Source organism: Dokdonella sp., assembly GCF_017744955.1.
Taxonomy (GTDB): domain Bacteria; phylum Pseudomonadota; class Gammaproteobacteria; order Xanthomonadales; family Rhodanobacteraceae; genus Dokdonella_A.
In genome coordinates this window covers 73733-96080 of sequence record NZ_JAGIAG010000011.1, presented here as the reverse complement: position 1 = coordinate 96080, position 22348 = coordinate 73733, and the positions used below count along the sequence as shown (strand labels likewise).

The following is a 22348-nucleotide window of genomic DNA, read 5'->3' as shown; positions in this document are numbered from 1 at the left end:
CGCGCGCCGCGAACGGAGCGCGGCGGCTGCGATTCGCCGCGCGTCTCCGGCCGGCGCGGGTGCCGTGCGGGAAACGCGAAACCTCCGGCAGCGGAGCTCAGTGATTCAGTCGCGGCATCCGCCCTCGATGCCGCACGCTGCGATCACGCCGCCGGCCGGGTGAGCGGAGCCAGCGGAAGGTGCATCCGGCGAGCAGCTGCCGTCATGACGCATCGAGGCTGCGCAGGCGGTCTCGCCAGCGAGCGACGCGCGGATGATCCGCACCGAGTGCCGCCTGCATGCGCGCCAGGGCACGTTCGAGGCCGGCGCGCGCGAGTGGCCGGTCCTTGCCCGCGCGCCAGTCGACGACGGCGGCGACGGCATCGTAAACACCCAGCTGCCAGCTCTCGGGATCGACCGAATTGCCGAAGATCTCGCGCGCCTGCGCAACCTTCTTTCCGGCCAGATCGTCCCGGCCGATATCCAGCGCAGCCTCGGCACCACCCAGCATGACCCGGGCCAGGGCCGATTTCGATCCGCTTCCCATCGCGCGCAGCTCTCCCTCCGCGTGCTCGAATCGGTCGAAGGTCTCCTCGGGACTGGCCGCCTTGATGAGGGTTGCGCTGGCGATTTCCGCTTCTCGCAGCGCGCTTCGCAGGCGAGCTTCCGGCGGCAGCTTCAGGTCGTCGAGCGCCTCGCGCGTTTCGGCGATCTTCGCCTCCCGCAAGCGCTCGTCGCCGGAAAGCGTCGCGATGCGGACGCCCAGAGCGGCCCATTGGACGCGAAAGCGCTTCGTCTGCTCGGGCGCGAAGTCGCGCACCATCGTCTGCGACCGCTCCAGCAGGGCCGCCGCTTCCTGCGGTCGCGACAAGTCCAACGTGATCTGCGCCTGGCCGTACATCATCATCGCGATGTCGGCGGTGGGACCGGTGGCTCTCAGGTTCAGCTCGATGTTGCGCTGCATTTCGTCGAGTCCCTGGACCACCAGGCCGACGCGGGCGGTGCAATACGCCATCTGGCCCAGAGTCGCCAGGGCGTCTGCGCTGTTCTCGCGCCCGAGACGCGTGTACATGTCGATCGATTTGCGGAATTGGGCGCGCGCTTCGACCAGATCGTCGGCCATGGCGAGCTTCACTCCATAGGTGCCGAGGAGCTGCGCGTTCTTGCGCGTGTCGTGCGGTGGGTCGCCCAGTGCGACGACCGCCTCGCGATAGAACTTCAATGTCTGATCGAGCTTGCCCGACAGCAACTGCGACTCGGCCAATATGCGCCGGCAGCCCGCCTGAATGTCGCGCGCCTGCTCCGGTGCGAGCGCTGCGGTCTGCTGCAGGCCGGTCTCGGCCCAACGGCGCGCCTCGTTCCAGTTCTGGATCGTCCATTCCAGATCGGCGAGCGAACAGGAGAGTTCGGCGTTGACGGCGGGCGGCAGGTTCTTCTTCGGATCGGTGAGCAGGGCCAGCAGGAGCGGTTCGAGCGCTCGCGCGTTGCCGCGCTGTTCGTAGGCTTGCATGAGCGTGTCGAACAGTCGGGGATAGAGTTCGGGGTGGCTCTCCGCGGCCTGGGTGACGCGTTGCGCCGCCAGCGCCAGCAGATCGTCGATCTTGATCGCCTGGTTGTTCGGCGCGGCCGACCCGAGCACCGAGAGCAGGAAGTCGACGGTCATGTCCGAACGCGCCGCTTGCGTCCGCGCGTTGGTCCGCTCGGTTTCCGCGACCGCGCGCGCCGCCTGTGCGACGTCGCGCTGCTCGGATGCGAGGTGCGCCTGCCACAGCGCCAGCACCATGCCCGTCGCCAGGCTGAGGCCGATCGCGGCGGAAACGCCGAGTGCCAGCGCGTTGCGGCGGACGAAGCGCCGCGCGCGATACACGCCGCCGTCGAGTTTGCGCGCTTCGATGGGGCGATGCGCGAACGCATCGTCGAGATCGCGCAGCATGTCCTCGACGTTGGCGTAGCGGTCGTCCGGCGACTTCGCCAGGGCCTTCAGCGCGATCGCGTCGAGATCGGCGGCCAATGCGCGCGGCAGGTTCGGGACGTCACCCGCCATGCTCGGTCGTGCCGGGGTGTCTTCGCTGATGCGCTTCACGCAGGCGGCGATCGGCAGGTCGTGGAAGTCGAACGGCGGCTTCCTCGCGACGAGGAAGTAGAACAGCGCGCCGAGGCCGTAGATGTCGGTACGCACGCTGGCCTTGCCGTTGCGGACCTGCTCGGGCGAGGCGTATTCGAGCGTCAGCGGCTGCATGGTGTCGGCCCGGCGCTCTTCGTTGAGCAGGCGCGCGACGCCGAAGTCGAGCAGGTGCGCGCAGTCTTCGCGGTCGACCAGCACATTGTTCGGCTTGAGGTCGCGATGCGCGACCGAGTGCTCGTGCGCGTGCGCCACGGCGGCGGCGACCTGGCGGAAGAGGCGGATGCGCGTATCGAAATCCGCCGCCTGCGGGGTCAGGTTCCACAGGTCCAGCGACATGCCCTCGACGAAATCGGTGACGAGATAGGGCTGGCCGCCCGCGGTCACGCCGCCGTCGATGAGGCGGGGGATGTTGGGATGCTGCAGCTGCGCGAGCAGGTGGCGCTCCATTTCCAGCCGCGCGCGCAACTTCGGCGTGTCGCCGTAGAGGAACTTGATCGCGACGCGCTTTTCGTAGGTGCCGTCGCTGCGCTCGGCCATCCACACGTCGCCCATGCCGCCACGGCCGAGCCGGTGCATGGCGCGCCAGGGGCCGACGCGCTCGCCGTCGTGCGTGTGCGCCAACGGATCGCGTTCCGCCTGCTCGATGTCCGCCAGCCATTGGCGCAGCGCGTGGGCATGGGCGGATTCGTCCTTGTCGAGCAGTTCGGCCAGACGCACCGCACGCAGCTCCAGCGGCAGATCCAGGATCGCGTCGAGTTGCGTTTCGAGCAGGTGCCAATCGAGGGAGGAATGGGACGTCGACATGAGGGAAATCGGTGGTTGGATCGGAGAGAAGCCGAGGGAATATCGAAATTCGGTGCGAAAGGCGGGCATCGCCCGCCAGTGAGAAGACGTCCGGTCCGTGCGCGCGAGCGGGCGCGGGAGCCTTCATTCGTTGTTTCCGGTTCCGTCCGACGCGCCTTGCGTCATCAGGGCTGCGGCGCGATTCCGATCGCAGGCGCTGCCGCTGCCTTTGCCGAGACGACGCCTTCCGCCGGCGTTCTTGCGCTGCTCGCTTGTGTCGCCTCCATGCCGGCAAGTCCCCCTGGACATGCCGACGGCCCCTGATGCCGCCGTTCGTGACGCCGGACGTGTCCGCCCGGCGTCAATCGGCCTCGCGCAGGCGGCCGATCATCCAGCCCCTGGCCTTGATCCAGTCGCGCCGCACGGTCCGCTCGTCGATGCCCAGCGCCTCTCCGATTTCCGCGTCGCCCAATCCCACGTAGAACCGCAGCGAGACGATCTGCGCCATGCGCGGAAAGATCTGCGCGAGCTGATCGATGACTTCGTTGATCTCCAGCACCTGCTCGGCGTGGCGTCCGTCGAGGTCCGGGGCGGCGTGATCGTCCAGCGATTCCATCGGCACGGCGCTGCCGCGCTTGCGCGCGAGCTTCCTGCGCGCATGGTCGGTGAGCACGAAGCGCATCGCGCGCGTGGCCAGGTAGTGGAAGTGGTTGATGTCCGAGACCACCAGGTCCGGCGATTCCTGCAGCTTGAGATAGACCTCGTGGACCAGCGCCGTCGTCGACAGGGTGGGGCTCGCGCCGAAGGCGTGGCGCTGCGCGTGCGCCACGCGCAGCAGGTTCCGGTAAGCCTGCGTCATCATCGAGGCCAGGCTGTGGGACCGGTCGCGCATCGCGCTGTCCAGGGTCTCCCGCAACCTATCGAGGACGACGTCGTCGGCTGAGTCACCGGCTCGGGACATGCAGAGTTCCAAAGTCTACTTCGCGTCATTGTAGCGGCTCGCAAAGCATCCGATCGGCGATCAGTAGACGGCTTTGCGGAAGGCCGATCCGTCGCCGCGCACCAGCCGGGACCCGTCGCCGACGGGAAATCTTCCCGCCGCGCCGCCCAGCGTGTCCGGATTCGCCGCGCTTTTGCGAACTACGCGCATCGGCCAAGGGTGAAGAGGCGAACGGACCGTCGAGATGCGGTCGCGTCGCGAAGGGCGGGAAGGCTTCCTGTGCGATCCGGTTTGTTCGACGGCGCGCCGGAAAACAGACGCTTCCGCGCGACTCGATGCGTTCCCGAGCGTGTCGCTTCGTCTGAAAGGGCCGGGATGCAGTGTTCGTGTGCCGCTGACATTCAAAGACGCTCACAAGGCGAAGGGGGAATCGTGCGTTTGAAGTTCGCAGGAACGGCGTCCTATCGGAAGCCGGTTCGATTTCACAGGGAGTTTTCCTTCGCGGTCGTCTGTCTGGCCGTCCTCGCTGCAGGCCCGGTTCGCGCCACGACTCCCGGAACGCCGGGCACGCCGCAACCGGCCACCCCGATCTTCATCGAGAACTTCCAGAATTCCAATCCGGCGACCTGGGTACGTTTGACGACGTATGCACCGGACATCCCCGGCACCGGCAGCACGCCGAACCTTCCGCCCAAGCCCGCCGGCGAAAGCTACACCGCCGATGCGCCGTGGCTCACGGCGTGCAACGGCATGGTGCTGTCGTTCAATTCGGGCGGCGCCACGCCCGCCGAATGCGGAACCAGCGGCTGGGCCTACGTGCGCCAACTGGCGCAGGCGCTGGGTCAGGTCGACGGGATGACGCAGGCGCAGGCGCGGCAGAACCTCGCCGTGGCCGCGTTCACGCAAGCCAATCCCGGCGCCAACCTGACCCAGTTTCGAACGTCCGTGGAAGTGCCCTTTTCGGCGCCCTCCACGCGCTTCGTCACCTTCAGCGTCGATGCCGCCGCGGTCAGCTGCTTCGCCGCCCATCCGGCGTTCCAGTTCGCGATCTTCACCGGCGCCGGCGCGCCGATTCCGGTCGGCAGCACGCTGAATCCGTGCGCTGCCGGCACGCCCACCCGGCCGGTCGAGGCGATCGGCGGCAACGGTGTGGACAACATCAACGCCGCGCGCTTCACGACCAACCAGTCCTATCCGTTCACGGGAACCTCGCTCGGCGTCCTGATGCGCAACACGCAGGGGAGCGGCAGCGGCAACGACGCCGCGTTCGACAACATCCGCGTCTACGACGCGACGCCGCAGCTGGACAAGACGTTCACACCGGCGGTCGTCGCCGTCGGCGACACCTCGATGCTGACCCTGACGGTCACCAATACCGACGAGCGCGCCGCCAAGAGCGGATTCTCCTTCACCGACTCGCTGCCGGCGGGCCTGACGATCGCCGCCACGCCGGCGCCGGGCAACAGCTGCGGCGGCACGCTGACGGCAGCGGCCGGCGGCAGCAGCGTCACCCTGACCGGCGGATCGCTGGCCGCGGGCGCAGCCTCGTGCACCGTCGCCGTGCCGGTGACCGCCGCCGCGCTCGGCCTGTACGCCAACGGGCCTGCCAACATCACCTCGTCGATCGGCCTGAATCCGCCGGCCAACGCGACACTCGCCGTGCTGTCGACGGTCGGAACCGGCTGCCGGAAAGTGCCGATCTACACGAACACGGGCGAAGACCCACTGATGCTGCAGGCGTGGGATCCGACCGACGGCACCGAACTCGGTTCGGCGCCGCTAAGCGAGTCGTACGGCGACATTGCCCTCACGGGTGACGGCAGCCTTCTCTACGGCGTGCGATTCACCCAGAACCTGCCGGAAGGGCGAACGATCGACCGGGTGAATCCGGTCACCGGCGCGGTGATCAGCAGCTTCCAGATCACCGGCGACATGGCCACCGACGACGTCGCGGCCATCAACGGGCTGAGCGTACGCGCCGACGGCATGCTGCTGGCCGGCTCATACCTCTCCAGCAACATCTACCTCGTGAACCCGACGACCGGAGCGAGCACCCGGTTCGGCGCCGGCTTCCCGACGGACGTGGTGTCGGCCGGCGATTTCGTGACGCTGCCGGACGGAGACATCCTGGCCCTCGGCGCCCAGCTCGACGGCTCGGTCGCGGTGTACCGCATACCGCCGGATCTTGCGATCTTCCAGGTCGGCACGGTCGGCTCCACGTTCGGCGCCGCCATGTCCGGTGGAGATCTCTACCTGATCGGTTCGGCGGGCGAGCTGTACCGGGTGGAATCCATTCCCACCACGGCCTCGACCGACGTGCTGCCGTCGACCCTCGTCGTCAACACGGCGCTGCCGTTCTACGGCGCGACGTCCACCCAGGACGCGGGCGACAGCGTGTGCAATCCCGCGGTGCTGACGCTGCAGAAGACCTGGGTCGGCGCCCGGGTCGGCGACGCCGTCTCGATGCAGGCCAGCATCGACGGCAACCTCATCGACAGCATGGACTCGGTCGTCGCGAGCTCGAACCAGACCACGACCGACACCACGCCGATCACCGTGTACGACGGCGACGTGATCGACTTCGCGGAGACGTTCACCGCGGGCACCGCCGCCGGCTACGGCAGCGCGCTGACGTGTACCGGAAACGCCCATCCGCTGGTCGGCGACACGCTGACCGTCGGCGCTACGGATTCGTCGATCGTCTGCACCTACACCAACACCGGCCTCAGCGCGGATCTGGCGATCAGCAAGACCGACGGCAGCGCGACCTACGTCGCCGGCAGCCCGATCACCTACACGATCGTGGCGAGCAACGCAGGTCCGGCCGACGCGATCGGCGCGAGCGTCGTCGACACGATTCCGGCGAGCATCGTCAACCCGACCTGGACCTGCACCGGCGCCGGCGGCGCGAGCTGCCCGGCTTCCGGTGCCGGCAGCATCGGCGCGTCGGTGAACATCCCGGTCGGCGGCACGGCCACCTTCGTCGTCACCGGCACGATCAGCGCGAGCGCGAGCGGCGATCTGGTCAACACCGCGACGATCGCCGTGCCGGGTGGCATGACCGACCCCGCGCCCGGCAACAACTCCGCGACGGACACCGACACCGCCGCGGGTTCGCCGTTCGTCTGTGACGTGTCGACGATCTTCGTCGGCCAGGGTAGTCCCACCCAGCTCAACGCGGCGGTCTACGGCGCCGGCGGCGCCGCCACCTTCAATCCGATCGGGCCCGCCTCGGACTGGATCTACAACGCCGTGGCCTATCGCGACGCCGATCGCTTCATCTACGCGATCACTCAGGCCAGGAACGCCGCGAACCCGGTCGGGCACCTGCTGAGAATCGATCCGACCACCGGCCTGACCGTGGATCTCGGCACGATCACCGGCCCGCTCGCGACCAGCGGCGCGAACATCGGAGCATTCGATTCGTCCGACAACTACTGGATCGCCATCAGCGCCGGCACCGCGATCTACCGTCTCGACCTCACGACCCATGTGGCGACGCCCGTCAATCTGGTTCCGTCCCAGGCGATCAACGTCAGCGACTTCACCTACGCCGACGGCTTCCTGTGGGGCGTGACCAACAGCGCGCAGACGCTGGTGCGCATCGACCCGGCCACGGGCAACACCTCGCAATTCCCCATACCGTTCATTCCGGCGGGCACATACGGCGCTATCTGGACCTTCGGCAACGGCAACCTCGGCCTCAGCAACAACGTCAGCGGCGTGATCTACCAGATCGCCGTGACCAATCCGTCGGGCACGCCGACATTGACGCTGGTGTCTTCCTCGCCCGGACCTTCGTCGAGCAACAACGACGGAACCTCCTGCGTCGCGCCGCCCGTCGACCTGGGCATCGTCAAGACCGGCCCCGCCACGGTCGCGCCCGGAGGCGCGCTGTCGTGGAACCTCGTCGTCACCAACCACGGCCCCGGTACAAGTTCGGGCTTCACGGTCAGCGACGTCGTACCGGCGGGCGTCACGGGCGTCGCCTCGCCGACCCCGGGCTGCACCGTCGCGGGCAACACGGTCACCTGCGTCGGCGGCACCCTCGCCAGCGGCGGCACGTTCGCGATCACGATCACCGGCAACGCGCCGAACCCGTTCACCGCCGCCGTCACCAACAGCGCGACGGTGACGGGCAACGAGCAGGATCCCAATTCCGCGAACGACACGTCCTCGGCAACCGTCGCTCCGCAGCCGCCGCAGCTGGTCGTCACCAAGACCGCGACGCCCAATCCGTTCGTCGTCGGGCAGCCGGGCAGTTATGCGATCACCGTGCAGAACGCGGGCACGGGCCCGACCACGGCGCCGATCGCGATCGCCGACACGCTGCCGTCGGGCGTCACGTTCGCCGGTGCCGCAGGTACCGGCTGGAGCTGCACGGGCGCGCCGACGCTGAGCTGCACCTTCGCCGGAACGCTCGCCGCGGGGGCGAGCACGACACTGACGATCAACGTCACCGTCGACGCCGGCGCGACCAACGCGGACAACAGCGCGACTGCGAGCGGCGGGGGCGATCCGGCGTGTCCGGCGGCCGCCCGCTGCACCGGAACGGTGGTCGTGCCCGTTTCGTCGATCGCCGATCTCGCCATCACCAAGACCGACGGCAGCGCGATCTATACGCCTGGCAATCCGATCACGTACACGATCGTGGCCAGCAATGCGGGACCGAGCACCGCGGTCGGCGCGACCGTGGCCGATACGATCCCGGCGGCGATCACCGGGGCGACGTGGACCGCGGTCTATTCGGCCGGCGCATCCGGACCGGCGAGCGGCAGCGGCAACATCAACGCGACGGTGACGATTCCCGCGGGCGGCACGGCGACGTTCACGGTGACCGGCACCGTCGGCGCAGGCACCACCGGGTCCTTGTCCAACACCGCGACGGTGACGGCGCCGAGCGGCACGACCGATCCGGTGCCCGGCAACAACAGCGCGACGGATACCGACGCGCAGGGTCCGCAGCTGACCGTGACGAAGAGCGCGACGCCCAATCCGTTCTTGGTCGGCCAGCCGGCGAGCTACGCGATCACCGTGACGAACTCCGGCGGCACGCCGACCAGCGCGCCGATCACCATCGCCGATACGCTGCCGGCCGGCATCACGCTGGCGACGTTCGGCGGCGCGAACTGGACGTGCACCGGCACGACGGCGCTGAGCTGCACCTTCGGCGGCACGCTGGCGGCGGGCGCGAGCACGACGCTGACGCTGGACGTCGACGTCGCCGCCAGCGCGGCGAACGGCGACAACACGGCGACTGCGAGCGGCGGCGGCGATCCGGGCTGCCCCGCGGCGACGCGCTGCGTCGGCACCGTCGTGGTGCCGGTGACGCGCGTCGCCGACATCGCGCTCCTGAAGACGGTGGACAATGCGGCGCCGAACGTCGGCGAGCAGGTCACCTTCACGATCACCGCCACCAACCACGGCCCGAATGACGCGACGGGCGTGGCGATCACCGACGGCCTGCCGTTCGGGCTGAGCCTGGTCTCGGCGACGCCGTCGGTCGGCACGTTCGATCCGGCCAGCGGACTGTGGACGATCGGCAATCTCGCCAACGGCGCGAGCCAGACGCTGACGCTGACGGTGTCCGTCGACGTGGCGGGCGCGCTGACCAACCACGCGGTGGTCAGCGCTTCCGACCAGCCGGACCCCGACACCAGCAACAACAGCGCGGCGGCGGCGGTGAACGCGGAACCCAGCGCGGACATCGGCGTCCTGAAGACGGTCGACGACACGGTGCCGAACGTCGGCAGCGACGTGACCTACACGCTGACGGCGACCAATCACGGTCCGAGCGATGCGACCGGCGTCGAGATCACCGACCACCTGCCGGCCGGCGTGAGCTTCGTGAGCGCCGCGCCGTCGCAGGGGTCGTACGACGGCGCCAGCGGCGTGTGGGTCGTCGGCGCTCTCGCCGACGGCGCCAGCGCCACGTTGACGATCACGGTCCACGTCGACCAGGCGGGCTCGATCAGCAACACCGCGACGGTCACGCACGAGGACCAGTTCGATCCGAACCCGACCAACAACAGCTCCGGCACGACGATCAACGGCCAGTCGGCCGATCTCGCGGTGACCAAGACCGTCGACGACGCGGCCCCCACCGTCGGCGACGACGTCGTGTTCACGATCACGATCCACAACAACGGACCGTCGGACGCGACCAGCGTCGTGCTGACCGACCAGCTGCCGGCGACGTTGTCGTTCGTGTCCGCCACGCCGTCGCAGGGCAGCTATGCCCCGGCCACCGGCCTGTGGAGCGTCGGCACGCTCACGGCGGCCGGACCGACGTCGACCGCCACGTTGACGATCACGGCGACCGTCGTCGACGCCGGTGCGACGACCAACACGGCCACGGTGACCGGCGCGGACCAGCCCGATCCGAATCCCGCCAACAACAGCGACAGCGCGTCGTTGAACGGCAATCCGCTGGCCGATCTGCGCGTGACCAAGAGCGGCTCCGCCACGGTGACGCCGGGCGACGACGTCGTCTACACGATCGTGGTCACCAACCAGGGCCCGAGCGACGCCGCCAACGTCGTGGTCGCCGATGCGACGCCGGCGGGGCTGGTCTTCGTGAGCAACGCCGGTGCGTGCACGACGGCCTACCCGTGCTCGATCGGCACACTGGCGAACGGCGCCAGCGCGACGATCACGACGACCTACAGCGTGCCGGCGAACTACAGCGGCGCGAACCCGATCGTGAACACCGCCATCGTCAGCAGCGACACGCCCGACCCGGATCCGACCAACAACCAGGGCTCGGCGCAGACGGGCGTGGGGCCGGGCAACGCGGATCTCGCGATCACCAAGACCGGTCCCGCGGCGATCGCTTCCGGCGGCGCGATCAGCTACACGCTGCTGATCGTCAACCACGGGCCGAGTCCGGCCAACGGCGCGAGCTACAGCGACGTGGTGCCCGCCGGCATCACCGGCATCACCGCGACGTGCGCCGGCGAGCAGGGCGGCGCCGCCTGCGTGACGCCGCCGACCGTCACCGGCAACACGGTGACCGGCACCGTCGGCACGCTGCCGTCGAGCGGCAGCGTGCTCGTCACGATCAACGGCACGGCTCCGCAAGGACCGCTGACGCTCAGCAACATGGCGACGGTGACACCGCCGTCGGGCGTCAACGATCCGGACCCCAGCAACAACCAGGACGACGTCGACACCGCGGTCGGCACACCGATGGCGGACCTGGTGGTGGAGAAGACCGGCCCGGCCGGCGCGACGCCGGGCACGCAGGTGACCTACACGCTGACGGTGACCAACAACGGGCCGGACGACGCGGTCGACGCGACGCTGGATGACCCGACGCCGCCGGGCCTGAGCTTCGTCTCGGCGACACCGCCCTGCGCGGCCGGCTTCCCCTGCGATCTGGGGACGCTCGCCGACGGCGCGAGCGCGATCGTCACGGTCACGTTCGCCGTCGACGCGGGTGCCACCGGCGACCTCGTGAACACGGCGACCGCGGGCAGCGATACGCCTGATCCGGACCCGAGCAACAACGAGGACAGCGTGACGATTCCGGTCACGCCGCAGGCGAACCTGGCGGCGGTGAAAACGGGACCGGCGATCGTCGGCACCGGCGGCGCGATCGGCTACACGGTCGTCGTCACCAACGCGGGCCCGGGCAATGCCGACGGCGCACTGTTCAGCGATCCGGTTCCGGTCGGCGTCACGGCCGTGGCCGCGTCGTGCGGAAGTCCGACCGGCGGCGCCGTCTGCGGTGCGGTCGGCGTCGCGGGCAACACGGTGACGAGCACGATCACCGCGCTGCCCGCCGGCGGATCGGTGACCTTCACCATCGGCGGCACGGCGCCGGCGAACGCGACCCGGCTGACCAATACGGCCGGCGTGGAGCCGCCTTCGGGCACGGTGGATCCCGATCCGAGCGACAACCAGGACTCGGTCGACACGGACGTGGTCGAGACGCCGACCGCCGCCGACCTCGTCGTGGCCAAGACCGGTCCGGCCGGCGTCGCCGCGGGAAGCGATGCGGTCTACACGATCGTCGTGACCAACCACGGTCCCGATCCGGCCGTGAACGTGGTCGTGGCCGATCCGACACCGAACGGGCTGGTGTTCGTGTCGAACGCCGGCGCGTGCGCGACGGCGTATCCGTGCGCAATCGGTACGCTCGCCAGCGGCGCCAGCGCGACGATCACGACGACCTACGCGGTGCCCGCCGCCTACGCCGGTCCGAATCCGATCGCGAACACGGCCAGCGCGAGCAGCGATACGCCGGATCCGAACGCGTCCAACAACAGCGACACGGCGATCACGCCGCTGGCCGGCACGCCGGCCGCCGATCTCGTCGTGACCAAGACCGGTCCGGCCAGCGCGACGGCGGGGCAGACGATCAGCTACTCGATCCAGGTCGCCAACCACGGTCCCGACGCGGTGCCCGATGCCGTGCTCGACGATCCGACGCCGGCGGGCCTGGAGTACGTCTCGTCGACGGCGCCGTGCGCCGGCGGCTTCCCGTGCGCATTGCCGCCGCTGGCGAACGGCGCGAGCGTGACCTTCACGGTCACCTACGTCGTGCAGCAGGGCTACAGCGGCACGATCAGCAACGTCGCGGATGCGCAGTCGCCGACGGTTCCGGATCCGGAACCCGAAAACAACACGAGCACCGTGTCGACGCCGGTCACCGGCAATCCGCCGGCGTCCGTCAGGCCGGTACCCGTCGACGCCCGCTGGATGCTGATGCTGATGGGCGTGCTGCTGATGCTGGCCGGCGTTCCGGCCCTGCGCAGGCGGCGCTAGGGGCCGCTGCGATCGAGCTCCCGGGAGCATCACCGTCCCGGGGGCTGCTGCAAGCGACATTCGGCGGTCACGGTGAGCGGGGATCGGAAGCGCGACGATCCCCGCAATCCGAATGTCGGAACATCGTCGTCGTGTAGCATGCGGCCATGTCTTCCGATTCCTCCTTGCCGCTGCCGCGGCTCGATTGCGGCGTCGCCGTGCTGCGTCCGTGGCGGCTCGACGATCTCGACAGCCTCGTCGCCAGCGCGAACGACGCCAGCGTTTCGCGCAGCCTGCGCGACCGCTTTCCGTATCCGTACACCGGCGACGACGGCCGCGCCTGGCTGACGCGCGCCGTCGACGAATCCGATCGCGCCTGGGCGCTGGAGATCGACGGCAGCGCGGTCGGCGGGGTCAGCCTGCATCCGGGCGTCGACGTGCATCGGCATTCGGCCGAGCTGGGTTACTGGCTCGCGCAGCGCCACTGGGGCCACGGCATCATGACCGCGGTGATCCGTGCGTTTGCGCCGCGCGCGATGGATGCGTTCCGTCTGTACCGGCTCTACGCGACCGTGTACGAAACCAATCCCGCTTCCGCGCGCGTGCTCGAGAAAGCCGGCTTCGCGCGCGAGGGCGTGCAGAAGTCGGCCGTGGTCAAGCGCGGCGAGCTGCTCGATCTGTACGTCTACGCCTTGGTGCGGCGCGAACTGGAGAACCACGCATGAATCGCGACCGACCCGATCGCAAGAACGACACCTCGCCGTGGCGCGAAGCGCAGGCGGCGCGCAGGCCTGCGCCGACCAGGGCAGCGCCGACTGGAGCAGCGCCGCCGAAGCCGGCGACGCCGCGCAACGAGGAGGCGCGCCTGTACGGTCTCAACGCCTGTCTCGCCGCGTTCGCGCGGCGACCGGAGGCGTTGCGCAAGGTGTACCTGACCGAAGCGCGCATCGCGGCGTTGAAGCCGGTGCTGGCCTGGTGCGTCAAGCATCGGCTCGGTTACCGCGTGGTCGAGGAAGCCGATCTCGACAAGCTGACCGCCTCGCGGCATCACGAAGGCGTCTGCTTCGATCTGGCGCGCGAAGCGCCGCTGGCGCTGGCCGATCTGCTCGCGCGCGTGCCGCCGGCGCCCGCGCCGTCGCTGCTGCTGTGGCTCGACGGCGTCGGCAATCCGCACAACCTCGGTGCGCTCTTGCGCAGCGCGGCGCATTTCGGCGTGCACGGCGCGATCGTGCCGGCGGCGGACGGCATCGAGGTTTCCGGCGCTGCCGCGCGCGTCGCCGAAGGCGCGGCCGAGGTCGTGCCGCTGGCGCGCGCGCCGTCGGCCGCGCAGGCGCTGTCCACGTTGCGCGCGAGCGGCTATTCGATCGCCGCGACCGTGCCGCGCGACGGCGTTTCGCTGTATCGAGCCGAGCTGCCGGCGCGACTGGTGCTGGTGTTCGGCGCCGAAGGCGCGGGCATGAGCGATGCGATGATCGAGGCGGCGGACCTGCGCCTGACGGTTCCGGGCAGCGGAGCGGTCGAGAGTCTCAACGTCGCCGCCAGCGTGGCGGTGGTGCTCGGCGAATACTGGCGCCAGCGCGGGGCTTGAGGCGGGCGCCGGCGCGCCAACTTAGAAGCGGGATCTCGCAGAGACGCAGAGAACGCGGAGAAAAGCTTTTTTCTAGTGGCTTTTCCTCTGCGTTCTCTGCGCCTCTGCGAGAAAATTTCTTCCCGAGCACGCCTCACGACGCGCGCGGAGCAACTCAGTCCTCGCCCTTGTCCTTGGCGAACGCGCCCGGCGCCGAACCGAAGTCGCCGTTCGCCTGCGCGGCGAGGTAGGCGACCGCCGCATAGGCGGCGACGTTCTGGCGCAGCTGCTCGGGGTCGACCTTGTCGAGCGTGTCGTTGGCGGTGTGGTGCCAGGCGAAGTAGCGCGTCGCGTCCTGGTGCAGCGACAGGCCGGCCATGCCGACCGCGTGCAGCGCCGACAGGTCCGAGCCGCCGCTGCCGCCCGCGTTCGGGTCGTACTCGACGCCGAGCGGCTTCAGCACCGCGGCGATCTGGCCGATCGCGTCGCGCGCCTCGGGCTTGACCGTGGCGGTGATCTTCCAGATGCGATCGGCGCCGGCATCCGATTCGCTGCCGAGCACGGCGTTGCCGATCGTCTTCTTGTACTTCTCGGCCATCGACTTGCCGCCGAACAGGCCGGACTCCTCGTTCGCGAACGCGACCACGCGGATGCTGCGCGCCGGACGCTGCGGCAACTGCGCGATCAGGCGCGCGGCGCCGACCGCGATGCCGATGCCGGCGGCGTCGTCGATCGCGCCGGTGCCCGGATCCCAGGAATCCAGGTGCCCGCCCATGACGAAGTACTGGTCGGGCTTCTTCGAGCCGCGCAGTTCGCCGATCACGTTCGCGCCGGTGTACTCGCCGTCGAAGCCGCAGTCGAGCGCGAGTTGGACACGCACCGGCTGGCCGCTCTTCAGCACGCGCTCGAGCTGGTCGGCGTCCGGATTGGACAGCGCTGCGGCCGGAATCGAGGGCTTGCCGGGCTCGAAGCGCGTCACGCCGGTGTGCGGCAGGCGATCGCTGTCGGTGCCGGCCGAGCGCAGCAGGAATCCCGCGGCGCCTTTCTGCGTCGCCAGCGGCGGACCTTCCACGCGCACCTGCGAGCCGATGCCGTAGTCGTGGCCGTCCTGGCGCGCGTGCATGCGCGCGCCGACGTAGACGATCTTGCCGCGCACGCTGGCCGGATCCGCCGCCTTCAGCGCGTCGAAGGAATCGAAGCCGACCACTTCGGCGTCGAGACCGCCGGCCGGCGTACCCGGCGAATTGCCGAGCGCGAGCACGGCGAGCGGCTGCGCGAACGGCGCGAGGATCGCGGCGTGCTCGCTGCGGCGCACCCACTTCGGAAAGGTGACCGGCTCGCTCCAGACCTTGTCGAAGCCGAGCGCCTTGAACTTCGCCGTGACCCAGTCGCGCGCCTTCAGATCGTTGTCGCTGCCGGCCAGGCGCGGGCCGACCTCGGTGGTCAGGCCTTCGGTGAACTGCCAGGCGGTGTCGTCGCGCAGCGCGCGGTCGCGCAGCTGCTCGGCGATCGCGATGTCGGCGGGCGCGATCGTGGTCGGCTTGCCGGCGGCGAGCGCGCCGGGGGCGATGGAACAGAAGGCGAGGGCGAGGGCGAGCGGCGATGGGCGCATGGCATGTCCCTTGGGAGGAAAAGGGCGATTATGCGCCGCGCCCGCACCAGCGGATTGGGCCAAATGTCACGTCGCGGGCGGGGCCAGCGGGGCCTGCGCGAGGCGTTCGGGATCGTCGCCTCGATCGAGCGAGGCCATGCACGGGAGCGACGGCGATCGGGATTCGTCGAGCCGATTGCCCGAGGTCTGCTTGCGGCCGTCCGTGGCCGCACTTCCCGACATTCAGTTCTTCTTGAGCAGGTCGCGGATCTCGGTCAGCAGCACGACGTCGGCCGCCGGCGGCGCCGGCTCGGCTTCCTGCTTCTTGACGAGGCGATTGACCAGCTTGATCACCAGGAAGATCGCCAGCGCGACGATCGCGAACTGGATGATCGTGTTGAGGAAGGCGCCGAACTGGATCGCGACTTCGCCCTTGCCGTCGGGGCCGGCCGCCTTGAGGATCCATTTGTAGGCGGAGAAATCGACGCCGCCGATCAGCAGGCCGATCGGCGGCATGATGATCTGGTCGACCAGCGAGGTGACGATCTTGCCGAAGGCCGCGCCGATGACCACGCCGACGGCGAGGTCGAGGACGTTGCCGCGCATGACGAAGGCTTTGAATTCCGAAGCGAGACTCATGGCTCCTCCCAGGGGCTTGGTTGCAACGCGCGCATCCTAGCGCAGCGCGGCGCACAAATCGCCGCGTGCAAAAGTCAACAAATGCGCCCTTGCAGAGCGGCCAGATCGCCGAGGCGGGCGACGAAGCGGTCGCCCGGCCGCAGCGCGGCGACGCCGGCCGGCGTGCCGGTGTAGATCAGGTCGCCCGGCGCCAGCGTCCACAGCCTGGACAGTTCGTGGACGATCGCGGCGACCGGGAAGATCATCGTGGCGATGTCGGTTTCCTGCCGCAGCTCGTCGTTCACGTGCAGGGTCAGCCGCGCGCTCGCCGGATGACCGATCGCGGCGGCCGGATGCAGCCGGGAGACCGGCGCGGAATGGTCGAACGCCTTCGCCACGTCCCACGGATGGCCTTTCGCCTTCGCTGCGGCCTGCAGGTCGCGGCGCGTCAGGTCGAGGCCGACGCCGTAGCCGAACACGTGGTCGAGCGCCTGTCCGGCCGCGATGTCCGAACCGCCGCGCGCGAGCGCGACGACCATCTCGACCTCGTGATGCAGGTCCTGCGTCGCGACGGGATAGGGAACGTCGACGTCGTCGCCGGCGACGATCGCGTCGGCCGGCTTGCAGAAGAACATCGGCTGCGCGCGATCGGCGACCGCCCCCATTTCCTTCGCGTGTTCGGCGTAGTTGCGGCCGATGCAGAAGATGCGGCGTACCGGGAAGAACGCGTCGCTGCCGGCGACGGGAATCACCGGCGTGGCCGGGGCGGGAATCGCGTAGTTCATGCGCAATCGTCGTGCTGGAAAAGTACGCAGGATAGCGCCGCTGCCGCCGCGATGGAGGAAGTGCGGACGAACGGTTCCAACGCGCGGGCGTGACGCTTGGGAGCGACTTCCTCAGCGCATCAGCTCCGCCGGCAAATCCGGCCTCGCCACGAACACGTGAGCCTTGCCCTGCTTGTGCTGCCGCATCAGCTTCGCTTTCGCCAGGCCGAGCAGGTCGGAGCGTGCGGTGTCGTAGGCGATGGCGTGGGTCCGTTGGTGCACGGCGATCGTGAACGGTTTGCCCGGATGCTTGACGGCATTCAGCAGCACGGCGCGCTGGCGGTGGTTGAGCATTCGCGCCAGCCGGCTGCCGGGTTTCAGCAGGACTTCCGCTTCGTGCTGCGCGCGCTGCTTGCGTGCGATGTAGGCGTGCACGCCCTCGATGGCTTGCAGCAGTACGTCGAGTTGATGCGAGAGGAAGTAGCTCGCATCGCCGTCGTCGGATTCGGTGTAGAGATAGGAGCGCGTGTACTGCGACGGCGCTTTGCGCAGGATGCTCGAGATCGAGAAGTACTCCGTCATCCAGAAGCCGGCGCGCAGCATCGACCAGTAGAACAGCGTGCGCGCGGTACGGCCGTTGCCGTCGACGAACGGATGGTCGTAGCCGATCATGAAGTGGATGACGATGGCGCGCACGACGGGGTGGATGAAGTATTCGCCGTCGTCACCCTGATTGGCGAAGTCGCACAGCGCCTGCATCCGCTGCGGAAGTTCGGCGGCTGGCGGTGGGACGTGCAGGATGGCGCCTGTCTCGTCTTGCACGACGATGTCTTCGTCCGCGCGGCGAAAGCGGCCCGCTGAAGCGGGATCCGTCAGCGTGCCGTCGGTGAGCATGCGATGGATCTCGAACACGGTGTCGGGCGTCAATGGCCGCCCCAGCCAGCGCTTGAGTTCGCGCATGGTCTGGAAGTTGTTGGCGATCATGCGCTCGCCATAGTCGCGCGGAGCGCGGCCCGAGCGCAGCATTTCCTTGGCGACCTGGGTAGTGGTGGCCGCCCCTTCCAATTGCGAGGAGGTCATCGCCTCCTCCATCAGCGAGCGGATCAAGTACCGCTCGCGCATGGGGGCGGAAGGAGTCGCATCGGTTCCTTGTAGCGCACCCGCCGCATCGCGCGCGACCAGGAACAGCCGGCGTTGGATGCTGTCGCTGGCGGCGAAAGTGAAGGGCGCTCCGTTCTTGTCGCGCAGCGGAAGTTCCTTGCCGAGCATCTGTCGAGCCAGCTTGATGCCGAGCCACCATTGCTCGAGATCGAGTCCGGCGGGCGGAGTCAGGTGCCTGAGATGGTCCCAGTGCTCGTAGACGCCTTTCGGCTCCGCGCCGAGGCGATGGGCGAGGATCCGGTCGATGTGGCGGCCATGCCGCTGGAACAATTCCGGCAAGGACGGAGGGGGCAGGGGCAGCTTCATGGCGTTCTACCGATTTGCTACCGAAACATATAGGAATCGGTAGGAGATTGGTAGGAGTATCACAAGCTATTGAAATAATTATATTAATTTGAAGGTCTTTGTTGGTGGGCGCAGCCCCGACGGCCATCGCGCGGACGCGGAGTGCCGCGCCGCCGCGCGGGCCTGGCCGAATTTCCCGATACCGATCGCTCGGCTTCCGTGAGCGAGCCGATGATCCTCGGCGCCGCAGGTTTGCGCGTAGAGGCGACGAGGAGCGCGAAGCCGCAGGCGATCGCGCATGTCTTCGAGGCTTTTGCACGGGGGAATGCCGACATGTGGACGATGGCGAGCCGGGTTTGCGCGAGCGGGCGGAGGTGGTTCGCGCTGGTGTGCCTGCTGCTGATGCTCGCCGGTTGCGGCGGCAGTGGCCCCGTGTGGATCCCCGCTCCGCTGCTCGCCGACACCTCGCGCGACGTCGCCGGCACCGGGCAGGGCCGGCCGTTCGAGGAATCGCTGCTGGTCGGCGAGGACGCCTACGCCGAACTCAAGTTCTCGCTCGACACGCTGCCGAACGGCCTGCTGTCCAAGCTCGTGATCCAGGACGGCACGGCGACGATCGGCAGCGAAAACTACGCGCTGACGCCGGAGAAGGTGTTTCGCGCGCGCCTGGTGCTGTTCGTCGACGACGTGCTCGCGGCGGGATACGTCCGCGTCGACGGCGCCTACGCGCCGGGCGGCGACTGCTTCGCCGACGAGGCGACGCCGCCCTCGTGCGCGCAGACGGTGGCCGGCGCGCCGGTCGCCACGGATGCCGACGCACCGGCGCAGACCTTGCGCATCACGCAGCGCGGCTACTACAGCTTCGACGTCACCGAACTCGTCAAGGACCGGCTGCGCAACGGCTATGCAGGCATCCTGCGCGTGCAGTCGGTGCTCGATCCGCAGTCGAACGCGTGGGGCCGGTTCCGGTTCGCCAGCAAGGAGAAGGTCATGGGCCATGCCTTCGTCCATCACCACCAGCCGCAGCTGCTCGTCACGCTCACGGATGCGGCCGGCATGACGTCCAGCGCATTCATCACTTCCAGCGTGCAGAATTCGCAGAGCGATCCCACACTCGCCGACCGCGACTTCTCGCGCGATCCGCAGATGCTGATGAACGGCGTGCCGACGGAGATCGCCTACGCGATCGCCCAGCCGCGCGGCCTTCCGACCGGCGGCGTCAACATGCGCGCCTTCCTCAACCAGATCGGCACGCGCGCCTACAAGATGACGATGACGACCTCGGTCGACGCACCGGTACCGGTCTCCGCCCAGGATCCCGCCCGCATCGACTGGTATCGCCGCGGCAAGCTCTTCAATCCCGCCAACAACAATCACGTCATCACCTGGAACAACGGCTGGAGCGAGCCGCCGCCGGGCGCGCTGATCGCCACCAATCTCCTGTCGAGCACGGTGCCGTCGCAACCGTTGCTGACCGAGGTCAGCAGCAGCTACGTCGATGCGCTGCGCGTCGCCTACGCGACGGATACGCAAGAGGAATTCGCCGTGGCCGGCAAGACCAATGTGCAGGGGCCGCTCACGCTCGAGGCACGCTACAACGCGCAAGCGGCGCGCGCGCCGCGCTTCGTCTCGGCCATCACGCCGGTGCCGACCAATAATTTCTACGCCTTCGACGTCAACGACAGCACGCGCGCGCTCAAGTACTGCATCGGCACCTCCGTCACCGGTGCGCTGTGCGACACGCCCACGCTGTCGTTGCGCGCCCGCGCCGGACAGCCGTATCCCGCCGTGCCGATCATCGTGGACATCCGCTCGCTGGACGCGGACAGCAACGTTCCCTACGCCGCGCCGATCCACGTCGACGTGCCGTCCATGGGCGCGAGCGTGGACATGGACACCGATCCCGACCCCGACGATCAGGCGCTGGCGGCCGGCATCGCCGACGCGCCCGGCTACTACCTCGCCGTGCGCCGTGCCAACGACGCGGTCGGTTCCTTCCAGGGCGTCATCAGCATGCCCGGCCACAACGTGCGTGCTGCGATCGACTTCACCAACCTGCCGCTGCCGGTGCCGTCGCTGTCGGGGCCGGCGCGGGTCGTGCTTCCGGCGGGGCAGGTCGCGGTCACGGTGCCCGCGGATGCGGCCGATCCGTTCGTGCTGCGCGTCGACGACGCGGTCGTCAACGCCAACATCGACGACACGACGAGATGGCGGTTCTCCAGCAGCGATGCGTCCGACACGATGCCGGGCGAGATCCAGCGCACCGACGGCAGCGCGAACCTGGCGATGACGTTCGGCTCGACCGGGCCGCGCACGATCACCGTGCGCAGCAGGGGCGACGAACGGATCTCGGCCACGTTCGAGGTGATCGTCGACGGCGGCAGCACGACGACGCTCGCGGCGCCGGGGCCGATCGTGTTCGGCCAGTCCGTCATCTTCACGGCGCAGGTCGGCGACCAGGGCGGCGCGGCGCTGGAAAGCGGCACGGTCGAATTCCGCGACGGCGGCGACGTGCTCGGCAGCGGCGGGATCGTGCACGGCGAGGCGACCTTCACCGCCTCCGGCCTGGCGGTCGGCGTGCACGCGATCAGCGCGCACTACGCAGGCGATGCCGCCAGTCTGGTCGCCGGCTCGGTGTCGGATCCGCTCGATCTCGTCGTCGATCGCGCCGCCACCGAGACGACGATCGCCGCCCCGGCATGGATCCTGATCGGCGATCCGCTCAGCGCCGGCGTCACCCTCGAGGTGATCGCGCCCGGCGCGGGCACGCCGAGCGGCAGCGTGACGATCAGCGACGGCGAGGTGTCCTGCACGTACGCCTTGGATACCGATACGGGATGCGCCCTGACGCCGCTCACGGCCGGGACGCGAACGCTGGTCGCGACGTATTCGGGTGATGCGAACTTCCGCGAATCGCAGGCGTCGGCGCCGGTCGCCGTCTTCGAGCGGCCATCGCTGGTGTCGAGCCTGTCGAGTGGACGGGCCTACGTGCGCTACGGACGTTTCGTCGACTACGCGGTGACCTTGCGCAACGACGGCCCCGGTCCGGCGATGCAGGTTCCGGTCGATGCGACCTGGTCGGCGGCGTTCGACGTCGCGCTCGCGCATTGGCAATGCTTCGGCGGCGACGGCGGAGCGGCCTGTACTGCCGCCGGTACCGGTCCGTTGCACGACGTCGTGACGATTCCGCCGGGGCGCAGCCTCACGTTCCTGGTCAGTGCGCCGGTGCTGCCGGACACGCCGGAGTCCGACGCGGTGTTCACGATCGACGTCGGCGGACCCGCGCCGCTGCACGTCGCCGACAGCGGCGTGCTCGTGCTGATGCGCGACGGTTTCGACGAGGCGTACGCCTCCAGTGTCGCAATGGACAGCGTGGACGCGAGGTCGGTCCTTTCCGGCAGCGGCGTGCACGCGTTCGCGCTGCCGCCCGTGACGGACTTGCCCTTCGAGCGCGTGCTCGTGCTGCCTGGCCACGAGAAGACCTTCGAGGTCCAGCGCGGCCGGCTCGACGGCGCGAGTGCGCTGGTGCGGCTGTCGCTGTGCGGCGCGCACGAGGTCGAACGCGTGTCGCCGTGGATGCGAGCCCCGGCCGACGCGGTGCTCGCGATCTCGGCGCTGCCTTCGCGGGACGGCACCGTCACGCTGCTGCTCGAGGGCGCCGAAGCGCCCGTGACGATGACGGTTCCGATCGAGGAATAGTCCGGCGCCGGCGAATCGCCGTGAAGCCGCTTCTCCCGCCTGTCGGAGAGGCGGCGTGCCGGCGGCTCGTCCGGCATGCCGGCGGACC

At 69.2% G+C, this 22348-nt stretch carries 10 protein-coding genes; 4 read left to right on the top strand and 6 right to left on the bottom strand.

The window, feature by feature from the left end; genetic code table 11:
• Positions 1-202 precede the first annotated feature (202 nt).
• Positions 203-2908, bottom strand: coding sequence for a serine/threonine-protein kinase (locus tag J7520_RS17235; RefSeq protein ID WP_291190988.1), 2706 nt, complete (start codon positions 2906-2908; stop codon positions 203-205).
• A 340-nt stretch (positions 2909-3248) separates the two neighbouring features.
• Positions 3249-3860: an ECF-type sigma factor gene (locus J7520_RS17230; protein WP_291190986.1), complete on the bottom strand. Its 612-nt coding sequence runs from the start codon at positions 3858-3860 to the stop codon at positions 3249-3251.
• 603 nt (positions 3861-4463) lie between these two features.
• Here J7520_RS17230 and J7520_RS17225 point away from each other — a divergent pair.
• From J7520_RS17225 to J7520_RS17215, 3 genes are all read left to right on the top strand, one after another.
• On the top strand, positions 4464-12596 hold the full coding sequence (locus J7520_RS17225; RefSeq protein WP_291190984.1) for a CARDB domain-containing protein: 8133 nt from the start codon (positions 4464-4466) through the stop codon (positions 12594-12596).
• A 146-nt stretch (positions 12597-12742) separates the two neighbouring features.
• Positions 12743-13300, top strand: coding sequence for a GNAT family protein (locus J7520_RS17220; protein WP_291190982.1), 558 nt, complete (start codon positions 12743-12745; stop codon positions 13298-13300).
• The gene (locus J7520_RS17215) at positions 13297-14163 is read left to right on the top strand and encodes a TrmH family RNA methyltransferase (protein ID WP_291190980.1); all 867 of its coding nucleotides are present in this window, start codon (positions 13297-13299) and stop codon (positions 14161-14163) included. Before J7520_RS17220 ends, J7520_RS17215 begins: the two co-directional genes overlap by 4 nt.
• A gap of 154 nt (positions 14164-14317) precedes the next feature.
• On the opposite strand, the gene J7520_RS17210 is transcribed toward J7520_RS17215, so the two are convergent.
• The 4 genes from J7520_RS17210 to J7520_RS17195 form a co-directional block, all read right to left on the bottom strand.
• Positions 14318-15754 carry a M20/M25/M40 family metallo-hydrolase gene (locus tag J7520_RS17210; protein WP_291190976.1) on the bottom strand — a complete coding sequence of 479 codons (1437 nt, stop codon included), beginning with the start codon at positions 15752-15754 and terminating at the stop codon, positions 14318-14320.
• Between the two features lie 222 nt (positions 15755-15976).
• Positions 15977-16372 (bottom strand): large-conductance mechanosensitive channel protein MscL, encoded by a 396-nt coding sequence (gene mscL, locus J7520_RS17205; RefSeq protein ID WP_291190973.1) that lies wholly within the window; start codon positions 16370-16372, stop codon positions 15977-15979.
• Between the two features lie 74 nt (positions 16373-16446).
• Positions 16447-17136: a fumarylacetoacetate hydrolase family protein gene (locus J7520_RS17200; protein ID WP_291190970.1), complete on the bottom strand. Its 690-nt coding sequence runs from the start codon at positions 17134-17136 to the stop codon at positions 16447-16449.
• 111 nt (positions 17137-17247) lie between these two features.
• The gene (locus tag J7520_RS17195; protein WP_291190967.1) at positions 17248-18582 is read right to left on the bottom strand and encodes a Fic family protein; all 1335 of its coding nucleotides are present in this window, start codon (positions 18580-18582) and stop codon (positions 17248-17250) included.
• 312 nt (positions 18583-18894) lie between these two features.
• On the opposite strand from J7520_RS17195, the gene J7520_RS17190 reads away from it, so the two are divergent.
• Positions 18895-22260: an Ig-like domain repeat protein gene (locus tag J7520_RS17190; protein ID WP_291190964.1), complete on the top strand. Its 3366-nt coding sequence runs from the start codon at positions 18895-18897 to the stop codon at positions 22258-22260.
• The last annotated feature ends 88 nt before the right edge of the window (positions 22261-22348 follow it).

What these genes read in the sequence shown, in the direction of transcription:
- J7520_RS17235 (WP_291190988.1), bottom strand. Translation starts at nt 2,908, where the DNA reads ATGTCGACGTCCCATTCCTCCCTCGATTGGCACCTGCTCGAAACGCAA.
- J7520_RS17190 (WP_291190964.1), top strand. Translation starts at nt 18,895, where the DNA reads ATGTGGACGATGGCGAGCCGGGTTTGCGCGAGCGGGCGGAGGTGGTTC.
- mscL (WP_291190973.1), bottom strand. Translation starts at nt 16,372, where the DNA reads ATGAGTCTCGCTTCGGAATTCAAAGCCTTCGTCATGCGCGGCAACGTC.
- J7520_RS17215 (WP_291190980.1), top strand. Translation starts at nt 13,297, where the DNA reads ATGAATCGCGACCGACCCGATCGCAAGAACGACACCTCGCCGTGGCGC.
- J7520_RS17210 (WP_291190976.1), bottom strand. Translation starts at nt 15,754, where the DNA reads ATGCGCCCATCGCCGCTCGCCCTCGCCCTCGCCTTCTGTTCCATCGCC.
- J7520_RS17200 (WP_291190970.1), bottom strand. Translation starts at nt 17,136, where the DNA reads ATGAACTACGCGATTCCCGCCCCGGCCACGCCGGTGATTCCCGTCGCC.
- J7520_RS17195 (WP_291190967.1), bottom strand. Translation starts at nt 18,582, where the DNA reads ATGAAGCTGCCCCTGCCCCCTCCGTCCTTGCCGGAATTGTTCCAGCGG.
- J7520_RS17220 (WP_291190982.1), top strand. Translation starts at nt 12,743, where the DNA reads ATGTCTTCCGATTCCTCCTTGCCGCTGCCGCGGCTCGATTGCGGCGTC.